This window comes from Pseudomonas reactans, assembly GCF_013385825.1.
GTDB lineage: Bacteria > Pseudomonadota > Gammaproteobacteria > Pseudomonadales > Pseudomonadaceae > Aquipseudomonas > Aquipseudomonas reactans.
Map to the genome: position 1 here is coordinate 22,348 of NZ_JACAPG010000017.1, position 18,683 is coordinate 41,030.

15 protein-coding genes are annotated in these 18,683 nt (G+C 62.5%); 4 read left to right on the plus strand and 11 right to left on the minus strand.

The annotated features are described in order from the left end of the window. The gene (iolE, locus tag HX868_RS19980; protein WP_016975567.1) at positions 1-888 is read right to left on the minus strand and encodes a myo-inosose-2 dehydratase; all 888 of its coding nucleotides are present in this window, start codon (positions 886-888) and stop codon (positions 1-3) included. 149 nt (positions 889-1,037) lie between these two features. Further along, positions 1,038-2,975, minus strand: a complete 1,938-nt coding sequence (locus tag HX868_RS19985; protein WP_177004146.1) for a bifunctional 5-dehydro-2-deoxygluconokinase/5-dehydro-2-deoxyphosphogluconate aldolase — start codon at positions 2,973-2,975, stop codon at positions 1,038-1,040. A 284-nt stretch (positions 2,976-3,259) separates the two neighbouring features. Here HX868_RS19985 and HX868_RS19990 point away from each other — a divergent pair, with 284 nt between their 5' ends. Then, a complete protein-coding gene (locus tag HX868_RS19990; protein ID WP_028615857.1) occupies positions 3,260-4,168 on the plus strand; it encodes a MurR/RpiR family transcriptional regulator in 909 nt (302 codons plus the stop codon). Here the strand turns inward: HX868_RS19990 and HX868_RS19995 are convergent. The 5 genes from HX868_RS19995 to pdxR form a co-directional block, all read right to left on the minus strand. Then, the gene (locus HX868_RS19995) at positions 4,098-7,256 is read right to left on the minus strand and encodes an efflux RND transporter permease subunit (RefSeq protein ID WP_177004147.1); all 3,159 of its coding nucleotides are present in this window, start codon (positions 7,254-7,256) and stop codon (positions 4,098-4,100) included. The genes HX868_RS19990 and HX868_RS19995 overlap by 71 nt on opposite strands. Continuing rightward, positions 7,253-8,431: an efflux RND transporter periplasmic adaptor subunit gene (locus HX868_RS20000; protein ID WP_177004148.1), complete on the minus strand. Its 1,179-nt coding sequence runs from the start codon at positions 8,429-8,431 to the stop codon at positions 7,253-7,255. The genes HX868_RS19995 and HX868_RS20000 overlap by 4 nt, the downstream gene beginning before the upstream one ends. Then, positions 8,424-9,653 (minus strand): TolC family protein, encoded by a 1,230-nt coding sequence (locus tag HX868_RS20005; RefSeq protein WP_177004149.1) that lies wholly within the window; start codon positions 9,651-9,653, stop codon positions 8,424-8,426. The genes HX868_RS20000 and HX868_RS20005 overlap by 8 nt, the downstream gene beginning before the upstream one ends. A 96-nt stretch (positions 9,654-9,749) precedes the next feature. After that, entirely contained in the window at positions 9,750-10,088 is a 339-nt protein-coding gene (locus HX868_RS20010) for a hypothetical protein (RefSeq protein ID WP_095015854.1), read from the minus strand. Positions 10,089-10,114: 26 nt separating this feature from the next. Next, positions 10,115-11,536: a MocR-like pyridoxine biosynthesis transcription factor PdxR gene (gene pdxR / locus HX868_RS20015; protein WP_177004150.1), complete on the minus strand. Its 1,422-nt coding sequence runs from the start codon at positions 11,534-11,536 to the stop codon at positions 10,115-10,117. Positions 11,537-11,628: 92 nt separating this feature from the next. On the opposite strand from pdxR, the gene HX868_RS20020 reads away from it, so the two are divergent. Further along, positions 11,629-12,840 (plus strand): multidrug effflux MFS transporter, encoded by a 1,212-nt coding sequence (locus HX868_RS20020; protein WP_177004151.1) that lies wholly within the window; start codon positions 11,629-11,631, stop codon positions 12,838-12,840. A 98-nt stretch (positions 12,841-12,938) separates the two neighbouring features. On the opposite strand, the gene HX868_RS20025 is transcribed toward HX868_RS20020, so the two are convergent. Beyond that, a complete protein-coding gene (locus tag HX868_RS20025) occupies positions 12,939-13,844 on the minus strand; it encodes a hypothetical protein (RefSeq protein WP_038848479.1) in 906 nt (301 codons plus the stop codon). Positions 13,845-14,159: 315 nt separating this feature from the next. Here HX868_RS20025 and HX868_RS20030 point away from each other — a divergent pair, with 315 nt between their 5' ends. Both HX868_RS20030 and HX868_RS20035 read left to right on the plus strand, forming a co-directional pair. After that, on the plus strand, positions 14,160-14,843 hold the full coding sequence (locus HX868_RS20030) for a response regulator transcription factor (RefSeq protein WP_010211030.1): 684 nt from the start codon (positions 14,160-14,162) through the stop codon (positions 14,841-14,843). Then, positions 14,821-16,212: a sensor histidine kinase gene (locus HX868_RS20035; RefSeq protein ID WP_177004152.1), complete on the plus strand. Its 1,392-nt coding sequence runs from the start codon at positions 14,821-14,823 to the stop codon at positions 16,210-16,212. Before HX868_RS20030 ends, HX868_RS20035 begins: the two co-directional genes overlap by 23 nt. Before the next feature lie 120 nt (positions 16,213-16,332). On the opposite strand, the gene HX868_RS20040 is transcribed toward HX868_RS20035, so the two are convergent. From HX868_RS20040 to HX868_RS20050, 3 genes are read right to left on the minus strand one after another with little or no spacing between them, the layout of a single operon-like run. Next, positions 16,333-16,749 (minus strand): SRPBCC family protein, encoded by a 417-nt coding sequence (locus HX868_RS20040; RefSeq protein ID WP_177004153.1) that lies wholly within the window; start codon positions 16,747-16,749, stop codon positions 16,333-16,335. Between the two features lie 29 nt (positions 16,750-16,778). Further along, a complete protein-coding gene (locus tag HX868_RS20045) occupies positions 16,779-17,576 on the minus strand; it encodes an SDR family NAD(P)-dependent oxidoreductase (protein WP_016975578.1) in 798 nt (265 codons plus the stop codon). A 17-nt stretch (positions 17,577-17,593) separates the two neighbouring features. Continuing rightward, positions 17,594-18,598 (minus strand): aldo/keto reductase, encoded by a 1,005-nt coding sequence (locus HX868_RS20050; RefSeq protein WP_177004154.1) that lies wholly within the window; start codon positions 18,596-18,598, stop codon positions 17,594-17,596. Between the last annotated feature and the right edge of the window lie 85 nt (positions 18,599-18,683).

Consider the following 18,683-nt stretch of genomic DNA (forward strand, 5'->3'; position numbering starts at 1 on the left):
TCAAGTCCTCTCGTTGAGAAGCGCGCGCAAAGTGTCATAGCCTTTCTTCGCGTAGATATAGCTGGGGGCTACCGCCGGATCCTGCTCGGCTTCCACCACCAGCCAGCCCTCGTAATGGGCGGCCAGCAGCACGTCGAGCAATTGCGCGAAGTCGATATCGCCATCGCCGGGCACGGTGAAAGTGCCGTTGACGATACAGTCGGGGAAGCTCCACATCTGGTTACGCGCCAGTTGCACCACCGGTTTGCGCACGTCCTTGAAGTGCACATGGCAAATGCGGTCGATGTGTTTACGCAGCACCTCGATAGGTTCGCCGCCGCCCATATAGCAGTGGCCCGAATCGAACAGTAGCCCGACTTCCGGGCCGGTGCGGCGCATCAGTTGGTCGATGTCTTCCGGGGATTCGACATAGGCGCCCATGTGGTGGTGATACGCCAGGCGCACGCCCTGGGACAGGGTGAAGCGCGCCAGTTCAGTGAGCTTGTCTGCGTAGTCCTGCCAGGCCTGTTCGCTGTGGAAACGCGGACGTTCGATCAGGCGGATGCGCGAGCCCTGGATCGAATCGGCCACTTCGCCGTAGACCAAGACCTTGGCGCCGTTTTGCTTGAGCAACTCGACATGCCCGGCGATGGCCTCGATCTCCTCAGCCACCGAGCGCCGGGCCAGGCGGCTGGAGTACCAGCCGGAAACCAGCGCCAAATCATAAGGGCGCAACACATCGCCGACGCCCTTGGCGTCCTTGGGGAATTTGCCGTTGAGTTCAAAACCTTCGTAGCCGATTTCCTTGCCTTCGCTCAGGGCGGTGCTCAGGGGCGTTTCGCCGCCCAGGGCCGGCAGGTCGTCGTTGCTCCAGGAGATCGGGTTGATGCCAATTCGGATTGCGGGCATGGCTGCACCTTTTATTATTCAAGTCGCGTTCAACGGTAAGAGCGAGCTTGCTCGCGAAGAACGCAAGAACACCGCGTTTAACCAGAATGCCCGCGTCATCGTTGAGGTTCTTCGCGAGCAAGCTCGCTCCTACAGGTATTGGTCATGCATCAACTTCTGGAGCTGCGCCAGGCGTTAATGAGCTGTTCGAAGGTGGCCTGCACCTGCTGGATCAAGGTCTCGTCATCGATCTCCCCCGCCATCCACGCGCGGCTCGGTTCCTGGAAGATCGTGCGGCCGACGGCAAAGCCACGGCAGGTGGTGCTCTGGCTGGCCTGCTGGAAGCCGTCGGCGAGAAATTCCGCCGAGGCATTCAGGCCCAACAACACCACGCCACGGCAGTACGGATCGCGCTCCTCGATCAGTTCGTCGAGCTTTTTCCAGTCTTCGGCCGATTGCGCCTCGATCTTCCACCACGCCGGGTAGATACCCAGGTTGTACAGGCGCTTGAGGCTGCGGTAGAGCACATCCGGGTAGGTGGAAGGGTGATCCTTGGGCGGGATGACTTCCAGCAGCAGTTCATGGCCACTGACAATCGACGCTTCGTACACCGCCTTGAGTTGTGCCTCTTGCTCCAGGCGCAGCATCGGCTCGTCATCCGGGTGGAATTGCACCAGGCACTTGATGATCTGTTCCTGGGGCCAGGCGATCAGGTTGCTGCCCACTGAACGACCATGTTCGAACGCCAGGGGGCGCGAGTTCTGCACTTCCACCGGGCGCGCGATCCACCAGCCACGACCACTGGCAGCGTTGAGCGCGTCCTGGCCGAAGCGTTGGTCGGCAAGCAGGCCGACGTCGGCTTCCACCCCTTGCTCGGCGAGTTTTTTCTCGACGCGTTCGATGGCCTGGATAAACAGTTGCTTGGCATCGCTGATGCGCGCCGGGTCCTGGCCGCCCTTTTGCGCCAGGTCCACCAGTTGCCAGCGGTGATCGAAGGCAAACACGAACAATTGCTTCCAGGCCTTGCGCGGCACCGTCACGCGGTGCAGGCGTTGCAGGGTCACGTCCTGATCCGGGCGGGTAATCGGCACCGGGCTGTTGAACAGGTATTCCAGTTCCGCAGGCGTCGGCATGGCCGGCGCGCAGGCGTGGCGGGAGACGACCAGGCCGCCACAGGCGTTGGCCAACTGGCTGCAACGCTCGTCACTCGCGTCGTTGATCCAGCCGCTGAGGAAACCCGACATGAACGCATCGCCGGCGCCCAATACGTTGAGCACTTCAACGCGCACACCGGGGTAGATAGCACCGTCTTCCAGCCGCGCTGGAATAGCGCCGTGGATCACCGTGCAACCCTGCGGGCCGAGCTTGACCACCAGGGTCGCCGGGGTCAGTTCGCGCACCTTACGCAGGGCGGCAAGCAAGTCTTCACTGCCCCCAGCGATAAGAAATTCTTCTTCAGTACCGACGATCAAATCAAAACGCGGCAGGATGGTCTGCACGTGCTGGCTGACATTCTGGTCAGCGACAAACCGGGTTTCGCCATCGGCCTTGCCCGCCAGGCCCCACAGCACGGGGCGGTAGTCGATATCCAGCACACGCTTGACGTTGTGCTTGGCCGCGTAGTCCAGGGCCTGGATGCTGGCCTTGTACACGCCGTCGGTGGAGAAATGCGTGCCGGTGATCAGCAGCGCTTTGCTGGAGGCGATAAACGCTTCGCTGATGTCTTCGGCGCGCAGGGCCATGTCGGCGCAGTTTTCGCGGTAGAACACCAGGGGGAAGGTTTCGCGGTCCTTGAGGCCGAGCAACACCAGGGCGGTGAGGCGTTCCGGGTCGACCTTGATGCCGCTGACGTCACAGCCTTCGCGGGCCAGGGACTCCACCAGAAAGCGCCCCATATGGTCGTCGCCGACCCGGCTCAACATCGCCGACTTGAGCCCCAGCCTGGCGGTGCCGAAGGCGATGTTGGCGGAAGAACCGCCGAGGTACTTGGCGAAGCTGGACACGTCCTCAAGCCGCGCACCCACTTGCTGCGCATAAAGGTCGACGCCCAGGCGCCCAAGGCAAATCAGATCCAATTGACGCCCACTGGCAAAACGAGTCTGGCCCATGCTGGCTCCTGTTATTTTTATCAGCCTGCGTTGTGCCGACGTGGCGACGGCAAACGCTCTTGGTGGGAGCAGACTAGAACGTCCGGCGACGCCAATCAATATTTATTCCAGATATTTTTTCATTGGAATATTTTTTCCATTAAGCTTGTACAGAGCCAGTCCCACTACAGTGCATCGTTTCAGCAGGCCACGCCGGCCGTGATGCCGGGGTATTTTTTTGCGCCTACCCTGTAGACTTGCGCCACCCATCAGCGCAACAGACAACAACGCCAGAAGGATTGCCCATGTCCCGCACCGATCCCGAGACCACCCTGGAAGACACTCTCGCCAGCCCTCCGATCAATGCCGAGCGCCTGTTGCAGCTGATCACCGACGAATACGAGAGCCTGCCGCGCCAGCTCAAGCGCATCGCCAGCTACATGAGCCAGCAGAGCGACCGGATCATGGTCGACCGCATCAGCGACATCGCCCGCGAGTGCGAGGTGCACCCGTCGGCCATCGTGCGCTTCTCGCAACGCTTCGGGTTCAGTGGCTTCAGTGAGATGCAGGCGTTGTTCCGCGAGGCCTACACCCACAAGACCACGCCGGTGCAGAACTACCAGCAACGCATCCGCAGCATGATCGCCAACAAGTCGCAAAAGGCCAGCGGCGGCGACCTGGCGCGCGAATGCGTCAACGCGACCTTGTCCGGTATCGAGCGCCTGGGGCTGGAGTTGGATGATGTGGCGTTCGACAAAGCCGTGGACCTGGTGGTGAATGCCGACAATATCTACGTGGTCGGCGTGCGCCGCTCTTTTGCGGTGGCCGATTACCTGGTCTACAACTTGCAGCACACCAACAAGCGCATCCACCTGATCTCAGGCCTGGGCGGCAGCTACCGCGAGCAGATGCGCAGCGTGCGTGCCAATGACCTGGTGATCGCCATCAGCTTTACGCCTTACGGCAAAGAGACCCAGCACTGTCTGCGCATCGCCCAGCACCACCAGGCCAAGACCCTGATCATCACCGACAGCAACCTGTCGCCCCTGGCCAAGCGGGCGAACGCGGTGCTGTTGGTGAATGAAGGTTCGTCGTTTGCCTTCCGCTCGTTGAGCGCCACCCTGTGCCTGTGCCAGGCGTTGTTTATTGCGGTGGCGTACCGGTTGGAGTTGAAGGTGGATGAGATTCATGAGCAGGTCGGCTTCGACGACTGAGCATCAACCGATAGGCCGCCGGGATCACAAACAGCGACAACAACGGTGCGGTGAGCATCCCGCCGATCATCGGCGCGGCGATGCGGCTCATCACTTCGCTACCGGTGCCGCCGTCCAGCAGGATCGGCAACAAGCCCGCGATGATCACCGCCACCGTCATCGCCTTGGGCCGTACCCGCAGCACCGCGCCTTCGGTGATGGCGGCCAGCAGGTTCCCATCCTTGCGTTCGGCCCAGGCGTTTTTCAGGTAGAGCAGCATGATCACGCCGAACTCCGCCGACACACCGGCCAGCGCGATAAACCCTACGCCCGTGGCCACCGACAGGTTGAAACCCAGCCCGTAAAGCAACCACACCCCGCCCGTCAGTGCGAACGGCAAAGTCGCCAGGATCAGCAATGCTTCGTCCGCCCGGCGAAAGGTCAGGTACAGCAGCACGAAGATGATCAGCAAGGTCGCCGGCACCACCAATTTCAGGCGTTGATTGGCCCGCTCCAGGAATTCGAACTGCCCCGAATAGCTGAGGCTCATGCCCGGTTGCAGCTGCACCTGCTGGTTGATCGCTGTGCGCAAGTCCTTCACCACCGACGCCAAATCACGATCACGCACGTCGATGTAGACCCAGCCGGAAGGCCGAGCGTTTTCGCTCTTGAGCATCGGCGGGCCGTCGCTCACCTTGACCTTGGCCACCGTGCCCAGGGTGATCTGGCTGCCTGACGGCGTGTAGATCGGCAAGTTTGCCAAGGCCGTCACCGAGTCGCGCCATTCCTTCGGGTAACGCAGGCTGATCGGGAAGCGCGCCAGGCCTTCCACGGTTTCGCCAATGGTTTCCCCGCCGATGGCACCCGACACAATCGACTGCACATCGGCGATGTTCAGTCCGTATTGCGCGGCCGCCGCCCGGTCGATATCCACGTCGATGTAACGGCCGCCGGTCAAGCGTTCGGCCAAGGCTGAACTGACGCCCGGCACGCCCTTGGCGACCTTTTCCACCGCCTGGGTCACTGCGTCGATCTGCATCAGGCTGGTACCGGCCACCTTCACGCCGACCGGGCTTTTCACGCCGGTGGCAAGCATGTCGATGCGGTTGCGGATCGGCGGAATCCAGATATTGGTCAGCCCCGGCACCTGGACCACGCGGTCGAGCTCCTTGACCAGTTTGTCCGGGGTCATGCCGGGGCGCCATTGGTCACGGGGCTTGAACTCGATAGTGGTCTCGAACATTTCCAGCGGGGCCGGGTCAGTGGCGGTTTCGGCGCGACCGGCCTTGCCGAACACGTGTGCGACTTCGGGTACGGTCTTGATCAGCCGGTCGGTGCGTTGCAGCAACTCACCCGCCGTTTGCGTCGACAGACCCGGCAGTGCCGAGGGCATGTACAGCAAGTCCCCTTCGTCCAGCGGCGGCAAAAATTCCCCACCCAGCTTCGAGATCGGCCACAGCGCACTGGCGACCATCAGCAACGCTACCACCAGGGTCAGGCGCGGCCGACGCAGCACCGCCTCCAGCGCAGGCTGGTAGAGCTTGATCAGGCCACGATTGAGCGGGTTACGCTGCTCATCCGGGATACGCCCGCGAATCCAGTAGCCCATCAGCACCGGGATCAAGGTCACCGACAAACCGGCGGCCGCCGCCATGGCGTAGGTCTTGGTGTAGGCCAGCGGGCCGAACAGCCGACCTTCCTGGGCCTGCAAGGTGAACACCGGAATGAACGACAAGGTGATGATCAACAGGCAGAAAAATAGCGCCGGGCCAACCTCCACCGCCGCGTCGGTCATGACCTTCCAGTGGTCTTCACCCTTGAGTTCACGACCCGGATTGGCGTGGTGCCAGGCTTCGATTTTCTTGTGGGCGTTTTCGATCATCACCACCGCCGCGTCGACCATCGCGCCGATGGCAATCGCAATGCCGCCCAAGGACATGATGTTGGCGTTGATGCCCTGGAAGCGCATGACAATAAACGCGATCAACACCCCCACCGGCAACGAGATGATCGCCACCAGGGATGAACGCAGGTGCCACAGGAAAATCCCGCAGACCAGCGCCACCACCAGGAACTCTTCCAGCAGCTTGTGGCTGAGGTTGTCCACGGCGCGGTCGATGAGTTTGCTGCGGTCGTAGGTGGTGACGATCTCCACGCCGGGCGGCAGGCTGCTTTTCAGTTGCTCAAGCTTGGTTTTTACCGCTGCGATGGCCTCCCGCGCGTTCTTGCCACTGCGCAGGATCACTACACCGCCCACCGCTTCGCCTTCGCCGTCCAGTTCGCTGACGCCCCGACGCAGGTCCGGCCCCAGTTGAACGGTTGCCACATCACCCAGGATGACAGGTACGCTGTTGGCGTCCAGCCGCAAGGGAATCCCGCGAAAATCCTGCAGCGACTTGAGGTAGCCGGACGCCCGCACCATGTACTCGGACTCGCCCATGTTCAGCACCGAACCGCCGGCTTCCTGGTTGGCTTTGCCGATGGCCTCCACCACCTGTGCCTGGGTAATGCCGCGATTGGCCAGGGCCAGCGGATCGAGCTGCACCTGATATTGCTTGACCTGGCCACCGATGGTCGCGACTTCGGCCACATTGGGCAGGGTCTTGAGCTCGAACTTGAGGAACCAGTCCTGCAAGGCGCGCAACTGCGCCAGGTCATGCTGGCCGCTGCGGTCCACCAGTGCGTACTGGTAGATCCAGCCGACGCCAGTGGCGTCCGGCCCCAACGCCGGTTTGGCCGATGCGGGCAAGCGCGCCTGCAACTGGCTAAGGTATTCCAGCACCCGCGAACGCGCCCAATACAAGTCGGTGCCTTCGTCGAACAGCACATAGACGTAGCTGTCGCCGAAGAATGAAAACCCGCGCACGGTCTTGGCGCCCGGTACCGAAAGCATGGTGGTGGTCATCGGGTAGGTGACCTGGTTTTCCACGATCTGCGGCGCCTGGCCGGGATACGGCGTGCGGATGATCACCTGCACATCGGAGAGATCCGGCAGTGCGTCGACCGGCATGTTTTGCACCGCCCAGACGCCCCAAGCCGTGACAAACAACGTCGCGAGCAATACCAGAAAACGGTTGGCAACTGACCAACGAATCAATAAGGCGATCATGGTTGAATAATCCCGCGCAAACTGGCTTCAGAGTCCAGCAGGAATTGACCGGACGCGACCACCTGCTGGCCTTCCTGCAAACCGCTGCGGATCACCGTCATCTCCTGGCTTTGCGCGCCGACCTCGACATCCACCGGACGGTAATGCCCGCCCTCCTCGGCCAGCATCACCAGCGTACGTTTACCGGTACGGATCAACGCTTCGCTGGGCACTTGCAGCACGGATTGCGCGGAGGATTGCGCCAGGCGCACCTGGGCGGTCATGCCGGGGCGCAAGGTGCCGTCTGTATTGGGCAGTTCAACGCGAACCTGCACGGTACGGCTGTCGCCGGCAATCGCCGGCAGAATGGCACTGACGGTGCCCTTGACGGTTTGCTCCGGCAGCCCGACAAAGCGGCTTTCCACCGCTTGCCCCACAGCCAGCGCAGCACCTTGGGCTTGCGGCACAGCAACCTGCAACCACAGGCGATCCAGGCCATTGATGCGCGCCAGGGTCTGCCCCGCCGCCATCGTCATGCCTTCGCGCACGTCCAGGGTTTGCACCACGCCGCCGATGGGGCTGGCGACGGTCAATACCGATTGCACACGGCCGCTTCGCTCCATCTGCGCGATCAACCCGGCGGGCATACCGCTAAGGCGCAAACGCTGGCGCGCAGCCGCCAACAGACTCGCATCCGCGCTGCGGCGCAAGGCCAGGAACTCTTCCTGGGCCGCCGCCCATTCGGGTATCAACAGGTCAGCCAGAGGCGCGCCGGCCTTGAGCTCGTCGCCCGGCGCGCGGTCATACACGCGCTCGACAAAGCCGGCCGCCCGCGCCTGTACCACGGCGACGTCACGCTCGTTGAAGGCGAGGATGCCGGAGAGGTCCAGTGTGGACGCCAACACGCCACGGGTGACCATTGCCAGGCGCACTCCGAGGTTCTGCGCCACACGGGGGTCGATCTGCACAGCGGCGCTGTCTGCAGCGCCTTCGGCATAACGCGGCACCAATTGCATGTCCATGAAAGGCGATTTGCCGGGCTTGTCGAATTTCTGCTGTGGGTACATCGGGTCATACCAGTACAGCGCCGGTTTGTTGTCGGCCATGGCCGCGACCGGAGCCGGTGCCTGCGCCAGCCAGTAACCGGCGCCCAGGCCACCGCCCAACAGCGCCACCGCGAGGAGTCGATTAATCATGGGAGGCTTCTCCGTAGGCGAAATACAGCTGCGCGCCGATCAGGGCACGTTGCTCAAGGGCATCGATCTGTTTGAAACGGGCTTCGACCAGCTCACGGCGGGCGCTGACCAGGTTGAGCAAGTCCCCCTTGCCAGCGCGATAACCGGCCAGGCTCAGCGCGACCTTTTCTTCGGCCAGGGGCACCAGGCTGTCCTGGCTGCGCTGCACGGCGCGGTCCAGACGCTGGTATTGCGCCAGGTCGTCGTCCAGTTGCTGGGTGTGTTCGCGGGTGACCGCTTCGCGCTCGGCATCCAGCTGATCCAGTTCGGCTTGCTTGGCGGCGATCCCGGGGTTTTGCCGGCGACCGGGGAAGATCGGCAGGTCGAAACTCAATTGCAGGCTGACCATATCGCCGTATTCACGCCCACGGTGCTGGTAGTCCACTTCCCAACTCCAGTCCGACGTCTTTTGCGCCTTGGCTTCGCGCAACCGCGCTTGCGCCTCGCGGGTGCGCGGCGCAAAGGCTTGCAGTTCAGGGTGCTGATGCAGGTTGTAACGCCCGTCGATGGGCCAGTTGGGCAACTGGCCGCTGGGCGCTTCATTGGCGGCCGGGCCGATCCAGCGCTTGAGCGCCGCGCGGGCCTGGGCGCGTTGCTGGGTCAGTTCGTCTTCGCGCCCGGCCAGTTCGGCGGCTTCCTGTTTGGGCATGACCGCATCCGAGGGCTGGCCGCGACCACCGGCCAATTGCGCACGCACGCTGTCTTGCAGCAGGCGGTTCTGCTGGTAGAAGTCCTTGAACAAGGCCTCCTTGCGTTCCACCGCATAGGCACGGATCCAGGCCTGGGCCGTGGCCTGGCGCACGTTCAGGCGCTCGATCCGACCTTCGGCCGCGGTGCGCTCCACCGCGGCATCGGCCAGCTCGATACGCGCCTTGCGCTTGTCGCGGCTGGGCACCTGTTGCTGGATACCGATCATTTGCTCGGTCATGTCATCGCCATAGAGCGTGCCGCGATTGGGCCCACCGATGGGGAAGTTCTGCAGGCCAACCACCAGCTTCGGATCGGGCAATTCACCCGCGGGGATCGCCGCCTGGGTCGCAGCTTGCAACTTGGCCGACTCAGCAGCGAGCGACGGTGCGTTGTTCTGCGCCAGGCGCAGGGCGTCGTCCAGGGTCAGCGCATTCGCCCACGCCGGCCACGCCAGCACGCCCACCACCAGGGCGCGCATGTAGAAGGGATTCATGTTGAAAATTCCTGTTCCGTTGCGCTGCGCGCCGCATTACGCGGCCCACAGCAAAGCCATCCCGATCAGGGGATGCGTCTTGAGGTGCAACAGGAATCAGGAACGGGGTGGGCGCCAGACGCCGGACGGCGTGCGGTCTGGGATGAAATCCGAAGAGGCGCTGACGAGCAGCGGATGCGCCAGGGTCAACGGCGCCTTGAGCATCGGCAGGGAGAGTTGCAGCAGGCCGCCGGTCTTGCATTCCTGGCCGGGTTTGCAGGCCTTGCCGTGATCGACGCCGTCCTGGCAGCAGTCCGGGTTCATGTCGGTCATCACCTGCATGTCCGACATCTTCATCGGGCAGGGTTCGGTGCTCGATGGCACCCCCGCCATCCCGGTCAGGGGAAGCGTGAGGCTCAACAGCAGGACCAGGACTAAACGCAAAAGGCGGCTCATGGGGCGCGAGTCTAGCCAAGCGCGGGTTAAGCCGCTATTAACAATTGCGTGAGAACTCGGCCGTGATAGCGGATCTGGGCCAGGGTCAACGCGGTGTAGCCGATGATCACCGCCGGCGGCAAGCTCACGTCTTGACAGAACTTGCCCAGAGGCTGCAGCGTCAACCCGGCTTCGGCGGCATGGTTGCAGAAATCGCCCTCTTCGACACCGGCCGGCAACCACAACACAAAATGCAACCCTGCCTGCTGGCCACTGACCGCGCAGCGCCCGCCCAGGCATTCCAGCAACGCATCGCGACGGGCTTGGTATGCCTGGCGCGAGGCACGCAAGTGACGCACGAAGGCGCCACTGCGCAAGAACTCGACCAGCCCCAATTGATCAGTGGCCCCCACCGAATGCCCGGTGAGCTGCAAGGTGCGCAACAGCCCGCGACGCAGCGCCTTAGGTACCACCATGAAGCCGACGCGCAAACCGGGGAACAGGTTCTTGTTAAAGCTGCCGCAGTAGATCACGCGGTCGGCCGAATCCAGGGACTTGAGCGCGGCCAGCGGCGCGGTGTTGTAGTTGTACTCGCTGTCGTAATCGTCTTCGACCACCCAGGCGTCGGCGCGGGCTGCCCAGTCCAGCAGCGCCAGGCGACGGGATAACGACAGCGTCATGCCCAGCGGCGCCTGGTGCGCCGGGGTGACGTAGGCCAAGCGGGCGGTCTCGGGAAGTTGCGCAGTATCGAGGCCCTCGGCGGTGACGGGGATGCCCTGCACATTGGCGCCTGCCAGCGTGAATAGGCGCCGTGCCGGCAGGTAGCCGGGATCCTCGACACAGGCCCTATCGCCGGCCTTGAGCACGCTGCGCGCGATCAGGTCCAGGGCGTGGCGGATGCCGGTGGTGACAATCACCTCATCGGCTTCGCAATGCAGGCCGCGATAGCTGCGCAGGTAGTCGGCGATCTGTGCGCGCAACTCGGGCAAGCCGGCCGGGTGTGACGCCTCCAACACGCCCGGCCCGACTGACAACAGCCCCCGGGTGATACAGCGGGCCCAGCTCTTCAGATCGAACAGGCTGGCATCCGGGCGCCGTGCGACAAAGGGCACATGACTCTGCACACCACTGTCCGGCAGATCAGACTCCACAGGCCGACGGGGTATGTCCTTGGCCAACGGCGCTGCGATGAACTGCTCGGGGATCACCGCGCACACCCGCGTGCCGGACCCGGCGACCCGCTGCACGTAGCCTTCGCTGTGCAGGCGGTCGAACACCGCTTCCAGCGTGCCACGGGAGACCCGCCAGCGTTCGGCCAGGCTCCGCGTGGAGGGCAAGCGGCTGCCCGACGGCAGTTGGCGGTTCAGGATCGCACCGCGCAAGGCTTCGTAGGCGCCCTGCTGCTTGCCCGCCTCCAGCGTGTCGGGACGCGGCAGGTCGAGGGCGGATGCGGTTTTTCCTCGGTTCATAGTGGTCCTATCGAACAAGGCACAAGTGGTCCTAATGATTAAACCACAATGCGACTAGAGTCTGGGCTCTACTCTTTGCATCGAGACGTCCCATGACTCAACGCGCCCTCTCCACCGGGTTCTGGCTGGTGCTGCTGACCGTGCTCATCGCCTTGCCACGCATCACCTTGGACATGCACCTGCCGGCCCTGCCCGCTATGGCCGATTACTTCCAGACCAGCGACAGCCAGTTGCAACTGACCCTGACGCTGTACGCCCTCGGCTCGGCGATTTCGCTGCTGGTCAGTGGCCCGCTCACTGACCGCTTTGGTCGTCGTCCGGTGTTGCTGGCAGGGTTGTTTCTGTATGTCCTCGCCACGGCAGCTTGTGCCCTGGCGGACAACATCGCCGTGTTGATCATCGCCCGACTGTTCCAGGCCTTGGGTGGCTGCTGCACCACCGTGATCGGCCGTGTGATCGTGCGCGATTACTTCGACCGCAACGAGCAAGCACGCCTGCTTGGGCTGATCTCCATGGCCATGGCCATTTCGCCCATGGCCGCGCCGGTACTGGGTAGCCTGATGCTGCCGTTCATCCACTGGCGCGGGCTGTTCGTGCTGCTGGGCGTAATCGCAGCTGTGCTGTGCCTGGTGGTATATCGCCGCCTGCCTGAAACCCGCCCGCCGGAAGTCGCCGCTGCCCCGCCGCGTGGGCTGCTGCGCATCTACGGCCAACTGCTGCGTGACCGTTACTTCCTGCGTTATTCCCTGGCGATCGGTTGCGTGTACAGCACCTATTTTCCGTTTATCAGCGAGTCATCGGCGTTGCTGCAACGGGGGTTTCATCTGTCTGCGACTGCTTACGCACTGGTATTCGCAGCAACCATCAGCGGCTACATGCTGGGCGCGAACCTGTTTCGTCGGCTGGTGCGGCGCTTCGAGGCAGACCGTTTGATCATCGCCGGCATAGCCGTGAACGTGCTGGGCAGTGGGATTCTCGCGCTCGCAACCGTCGCGCTGCCGGGGGAATGGCTGGCGATCGTGCTGCCGATGGTGCTGATCATGGTGTCGGTGGGGATGGTGATTCCGGCCTGTCAGCTGTCGGTGCTGCAGCCCTATGGTGCAATCGCGGGAACGGCATCCGGGTTGTTCTTTTTCACCCAGATGTTCCTGACGGCAGTGAGCAGTTGGGCGACCGGGCTGTTGTCCGATGGCACGTCGGCACCGTTGGTGATGATGACGGCACTGGCCAGTGTGTTGCTGGTGACAAGTTGGCTGGCCTTGCAGCAAAAAGCCGCGCCTGTTGCTCAGGCGCGGCTCGGGTAACGCAACAATCAGTGCATGAAGATCGCGATCAGGATGATCACCGGAATAGGCACACCGAGGAACCAAAGCAGTAATGAGCGCATGATGTTCTCCTTGAATTAACGTACGAAGTGTTCGGTTTCGACATACACCACGGCATCGCGACGACGACCGCCAAAGGTGGCTGCGAAGCTGGCGAAGAACGCGCCGATCAACAGGGCAACAAAGGTCCACAGTGAGGTGTAGGCAGCGACCTTGGCGGCGGTATCAGCAGCTTGTTTGGCTTTGAGCTTGGCGTCTTCCACCGCTTTGCGGGCATCGCCGTAGACTTTGTCGATACGCGCTTCGGCATCTGCCTGGCTGAGGTTGGTGCGCTGGCTGATCAACTGGGCCAGGTAGGCACGGTCTTCGGGAGCCAGTTGGCCGTCGTTGCTCAGGGTGCGGGTGAAGATGCGGGCAACTACACCATGGGCGGCATCATCGCTGACGGCGACCGGACGGTCGTCGCGGAACAGGCTGTCGACGTAGTAATCGAAGTCGCCGCCGTTAACACCTTTGGCAGCACTGCCAGCGGCTTGGGTAATACCGCTGGCCGCACCGGCTGCAACGCTGGCACCGGCTTTCACGCCGCCGCTGACGACACTGCTCACCGAACCGACCACCAGTACCGCAGTAATCAGCGTGGCCACAGCCCAGGCCAGGAAACCATGGGCGGTGTCGCGAAAGTACACCTCATCGCCGTGCATATTCGCCCACTTCACCCGCAACCGGCCGGCGATGTAACCGCCCAGCCCGGACGCGACGATCTGGGTAAACGCCAGCCAGACAATCGTGGAAATGCCAAGCCCTTTGGCACTGATGCCGCTGTCAGCCCACGGCGATACCGCCGAAAAGCCCAGGCCGAAGCCCAACAGCACCAGAATCAGGGACAATGCGGCCGCAGCGGCCGCCCCAGCAAAAATCGCCCCCCAGGAAACCCCGGAGAGCGCGCTCGACTCTTGCAGCGTGGATGAGGATGTGATCATTGTTGTTGTGCTCCAAGGCAGAAAAATAGTGTTACAAGTCTCAAAAGGGACAGTGCAGGCACCATGCCAGTCGTCACAAAAATAAATATCTATATATTTCAACAAGTTAAATAACTTGAACTTCCCAGGACCATGCAAGTTGCAAGAAAGGCCAATGGCAGGCGGGCGTTATGCATTCCTGAAGGAAAATTTGGCGGTTTTGCCAACATGAAGTTTTATTTAGGAAGCGTTCAGCCATTTCTTGGCAAAATGCCCGTACTTCTGTAGGAGCCGGCTTGCCGGCGATTGCGGTCTTCCAGTGTGAAAGGTAATCCCATGACCCGAATTTTGACCATCGAGGATGACGCCGTAACGGCCCGCGAGATCGTCGCCGAGCTGAGTAGCCATGGACTGGATGTAGATTGGGTAGACAACGGCCGTGAAGGCCTGGTCCGCGCCGTGAGTGGCGATTACGACCTGATCACCCTCGACCGCATGCTGCCGGAACTCGATGGGTTGGCCATCGTCACCACGCTGCGCACGATTGGTGTGTCGACGCCGATCCTGATGATCAGCGCCCTCTCCGACGTGGACGAACGCGTGCGCGGCCTGCGTGCCGGCGGAGATGACTACCTCACCAAGCCGTTCGCCTCCGACGAAATGGCCGCCCGCGTCGAAGTGCTGCTGCGGCGCAAAAGCACGGTCCAGGAGTTCGAAACCGCCCTGCGCGTGGCCGACCTGGAGCTAAACCTGATCAGCCGCGAAGCCAGCCGCGCCGATCAGCCCCTGAGCCTGCTGCCCACCGAATACAAGCTGCTGGAATTCCTGATGCGCAACACCGGGCAGATCCTGTCGCGGATGATGATCTTCGAAGAAGTTTGGGGCTATCACTTCGACCCCGGCACTAACCTGATCGACGTGCACATCGGCCGTCTGCGCAAGAAGATCGACCCACCGGGCCTCACGCCGCTGATCCGCACGGTACGAGGTTCCGGTTATGTCATTGCTGAACCCCTCTAAAGGCTGGCGCTCTTCCAGCAGCCGTTTGCTGGCGTTGTACAGTTCGTTGTTCGTGGCCTGGAGCTGCATCCTCATGGGGGTGCTGTATTACGAGGTGTCGGGTTACCTGGGCGACCTGTCGCGCCATTCGCTGATGCAGCGCCAGCACCTGTTCCAACGCTTTGACGGCGAGGAACTGGTGGAAGCCCTGACCACCAGCATGACCTTCGACATGAAGGGCGTGGACGCCTACGGTCTGTTCGATGAGCAGTTCCGCCCGCTCAGTGGGCCGATCCGCGCGGTGCCGCCGGACCTGCCCTTGGACGGCAAGATCCACGCGCTGGTCAATTGCGTCGAATCCGACGACCCCAAGTTGCCCAAGGACAGTTGCGACGCTGTCGCCACCCACACCGAAGACGGCCGCTGGCTGGTGCTGGTGCGTGCCAACGGTTCGCTGTTCGGCGTGACCCGGATCATCTGGCATGCCCTGCTGTGGGCGCTTTCGTTGACAATTATCCCTGGCGCTGCCGGCTGGCACTTATTGCGTCGACGCCCGTTGCGGCGAATCCGCGGGATCCAGGCCAGTGCCGAAGCCATCGTCGCCGGCGACCTGACCCACCGCCTGCCGCTGTCAAACCGACGCGACGAACTGGACATGCTCGCGGCCATCGTCAACGCCATGCTGGATCGCATCGAGAAGTTGATGAATGAGGTTAAGGGCGTGTGCGACAACATCGCCCACGACCTGCGCACCCCGCTGACGCGCCTGCGTGCGCAGCTGTACCGGATCAAGCAGGAGGCCGAGGCGGAATCGGGTTACGCGGTAAAACTGGATGACGCGATTGCCGAAACCGATACCTTGATGGCGCGTTTTCGCGGGCTGTTGCGTATCTCCGAACTGGAAGACCACCAGCGTCGCTCAGGTTTTCTGGTCATGGACCCGTTGCCGCTGTTGCGCGAGTTGCACGACTTCTACCTGCCGCTGGCCGAAGAAGGCGAGTTGCAACTGCGCCTCGAAACCCCGGAATCCCTGCCGTGGATCACCGGCGACCGCGCGCTGCTGTTCGAAGCCCTGGCCAACCTGTTGAGCAACTCGATCAAGTTCTCCCCACCGGGCGGCGAAGTGATCCTGCGCGGAGTCAATGACGCCGGCAGCACGCGTATTGAAGTGCACGACTCCGGCCCCGGCATCCCCGCGGCGGAACGTGACGCAGTGTTCCAGCGCTTCTATCGCGTGGATGAAAGCGACCAGCAAGGCGGGTTCGGGTTGGGCTTGTCGATTGTGGCGGCGATCATCAACTTGCATGGGTTCAAGTTGGAAGTGGGTACCAGTGAACAAGGCGGTGCCAGATTAGTCCTGGAATGCCGCCAGCAGCTCATGCCTGAATAACACAAGCACCACAAAACCTTGTGGGAGCTGGCTTGCCGGCGATAGCGGTGGATCAGTCACTGGAAATGTTGACAGATCTACCGCGATCGCCGGCAAGCCGGCTCCTACAGTTGACGCGGATCAGCCTGGGAAATTGGCGCGCAACGCCTCAAGCCCACCGCTGTAGACACCGGCAAACAATTCCTCCACCGCCGCATCCGAAGTCCCCGCCGCTGGCGTGAACACACCCGACCAGGTCACTTTCGCCGACGTTTCGGTCAAGGCCTCAACCTGCAATGTCGCCAGGTACGCACTCACCGGAAACGGTGACTGCTCGATGGTGTAGCTGTAGGTACGCCCAACGTTATCAAAGCTCTGCAACCGCTCCACTACCACACCACCGTCGGCGGTTTGCAGGTGACGCACGCGGCCGCCATCGCTTGGCTCGCTTTTGACAATGAACGGCAGCCAGTCTGGCAGGCTGTTGAAGCCGCCGACCAATTGCCAGACCTGATCGGCCGAAACCGGGATTTCAATCACAGAAGACGCTGTTGCCACGTTAATTACTCCAGAAAATGAAAAACAATTCAGATGGCCATGCTGTCGACCACACCACCGTCGACCCGCAGCGCGGCACCGGTGGTGGCAGATGACAGGGGTGAAGCAATGTACGCCACCAGGTTGGCGACTTCATCCACATTTGCCGCGCGCTGGATGATCGAGGTCGGCCGGGCGTTACGCACAAACACATCCGCCTCGTCCCGCGCACTGCGCCCGGATTGTGCCGTGGCGTCCTTGAGCATCTGCTCCAGGCCGTCGGTAAAGGTCGGGCCAGGCAACACCGCGTTTACCGTCACTCCGGTGCCCGCCAGGCGCTTGGCCAAACCATGGGACACCGCCAGGTTGGCGCTCTTGGTGACGCCGTAGTTGATCATGTCCGCCGGGGTCGCCACACCGGACTCCGACGACAGGAAAATCACCCGCCCCCAGCCCTGCTCGACCATACCCGGCGTGTAATGCCGCGCCAGGCGTACACCGGAGATCACATTGACCTCATAGAAGCGTGTCCACTCGCTGTCCGGGGCCTCAAAGAAATCCACGTCGTTGAAGATGCCCAGGTTGTTGACCAGGATGTCGGCACGCGGTTCGGCGGCGAAGAGTTTTTCTGCGCCTTCGGCCGTGCCGAGATCCGCCACCAAACCACGCAGGTCAGCACCGGGAACGGCCTGGCGGATGCTCGCCAAGGCATCATCTACCTTGCCCGCGTCACGCCCGATCACCACCACCGTGGCGCCGGACTGCGCCAGCGCCTGGCTGATGCCCAGGCCGATACCGGCGGTGCTGCCGCTGACAATCGCTACTTTGCCGCTTACATCAATTTTCATGGTTGAAACTCCTGAAGTTAAAGCGGCAGTGGTGCGCGATCCGAAATCAATCGGGCATCGCGCAGGGCCTGCCAGAAGGCTGCCGGGATCTTTTCTGACAACGCCGCGACGTCTTCGGCAATCCGCCCCGGACGACTGGCACCGGGAATCACCGCCGCCACGGCCGGATGGGCCAGGGAGAATTGCAGCGCAGCGGCTTTCACGCTGACGCCGAACGCCTGGGCAATCGCCTTGATCTGCTCGACCTTGCTGATGATCGCCGGGCTGGCTTTCTGGTATTCGAAGTGTTCGCCACCGGCAAGGATGCCGGAGCTGTAGGGGCCACCGACGACGATCTCGACGTTCTGGGCCGAAGCCGCGTCCATCAGGCGTTGCAGGGCGCGATCGTGGTCCAGCAGAGTGTAGCGGCCGGCCAGCAAAAAGCCGTCGGGTTGTGCTTCGGTCAAATCAAGCGTCAGCTCGCACGGCTCGACGCGGTTCACGCCCAGGCCCCAGGCCTTGATCACGCCTTCTTCGCGCAGGCGGGTCAGCACTTTGAAGGCGCCGGTGCGGGCCTGATTGAAGTAGTCCAGCCATTGGTCGCCGTAGAAGTCTTGGGCGATGTCGTGAATCCACACGATATCCAGGCGATCGGTGTTCAGGCGGATCAGGCTGTCTTCGATGGAGCGCAAGGTGGCGTCGGCGCTGTAGTCGTTGAGCATCTTGTTCGGGCGGCCGTGTTCGAACACGCCGCTTTTTTCGCCGAGGTCACGGGCGCTGTCTTCGACTTCGTCGAGGATCACCCGGCCAACCTTGGTGCTGAGCACGAAGTCGTCGCGGTTGTACTGCGACAGGGCTTGGCCCAGGCGGATTTCCGAGAGGCCCGAGCCGTAGAACGGCGCGGTGTCGAAATAGCGCACGCCGGCGTTCCAGGCCGCCTCGACGGTGGCCTGGGCTTCGTCTTCAGGAATGGCGCGGAACATGTTGCCCAGCGGTGCGGTGCCGAAGCCGAGCTGGCCTGGGAGTTTGTCTTTCAAGCTCATGGTGGATCCTCAATGGGTTCAGGGGTCGCTGTGACCGTTGAGCAGATCCTAGATTGCAGAGATCGGACCGTCCAAGACATACTGC

Bases quoted from the DNA above. Each gene is read 5' to 3' on its own strand.
- HX868_RS20045 (WP_016975578.1), bottom strand. From the start codon at position 17,576: ATGAAAATTGATGTAAGCGGCAAAGTAGCGATTGTCAGCGGCAGCACC.
- HX868_RS20050 (WP_177004154.1), bottom strand. From the start codon at position 18,598: ATGAGCTTGAAAGACAAACTCCCAGGCCAGCTCGGCTTCGGCACCGCA.
- HX868_RS20000 (WP_177004148.1), bottom strand. From the start codon at position 8,431: ATGATTAATCGACTCCTCGCGGTGGCGCTGTTGGGCGGTGGCCTGGGC.
- pdxR (WP_177004150.1), bottom strand. From the start codon at position 11,536: ATGAACCGAGGAAAAACCGCATCCGCCCTCGACCTGCCGCGTCCCGAC.
- HX868_RS19985 (WP_177004146.1), bottom strand. From the start codon at position 2,975: ATGGGCCAGACTCGTTTTGCCAGTGGGCGTCAATTGGATCTGATTTGC.
- HX868_RS20025 (WP_038848479.1), bottom strand. From the start codon at position 13,844: ATGATCACATCCTCATCCACGCTGCAAGAGTCGAGCGCGCTCTCCGGG.
- HX868_RS20035 (WP_177004152.1), top strand. From the start codon at position 14,821: ATGTCATTGCTGAACCCCTCTAAAGGCTGGCGCTCTTCCAGCAGCCGT.
- HX868_RS20030 (WP_010211030.1), top strand. From the start codon at position 14,160: ATGACCCGAATTTTGACCATCGAGGATGACGCCGTAACGGCCCGCGAG.
- HX868_RS20005 (WP_177004149.1), bottom strand. From the start codon at position 9,653: ATGAATCCCTTCTACATGCGCGCCCTGGTGGTGGGCGTGCTGGCGTGG.
- HX868_RS20020 (WP_177004151.1), top strand. From the start codon at position 11,629: ATGACTCAACGCGCCCTCTCCACCGGGTTCTGGCTGGTGCTGCTGACC.
- HX868_RS19995 (WP_177004147.1), bottom strand. From the start codon at position 7,256: ATGATCGCCTTATTGATTCGTTGGTCAGTTGCCAACCGTTTTCTGGTA.
- iolE (WP_016975567.1), bottom strand. From the start codon at position 888: ATGCCCGCAATCCGAATTGGCATCAACCCGATCTCCTGGAGCAACGAC.
- HX868_RS20010 (WP_095015854.1), bottom strand. From the start codon at position 10,088: ATGAGCCGCCTTTTGCGTTTAGTCCTGGTCCTGCTGTTGAGCCTCACG.
- HX868_RS19990 (WP_028615857.1), top strand. From the start codon at position 3,260: ATGTCCCGCACCGATCCCGAGACCACCCTGGAAGACACTCTCGCCAGC.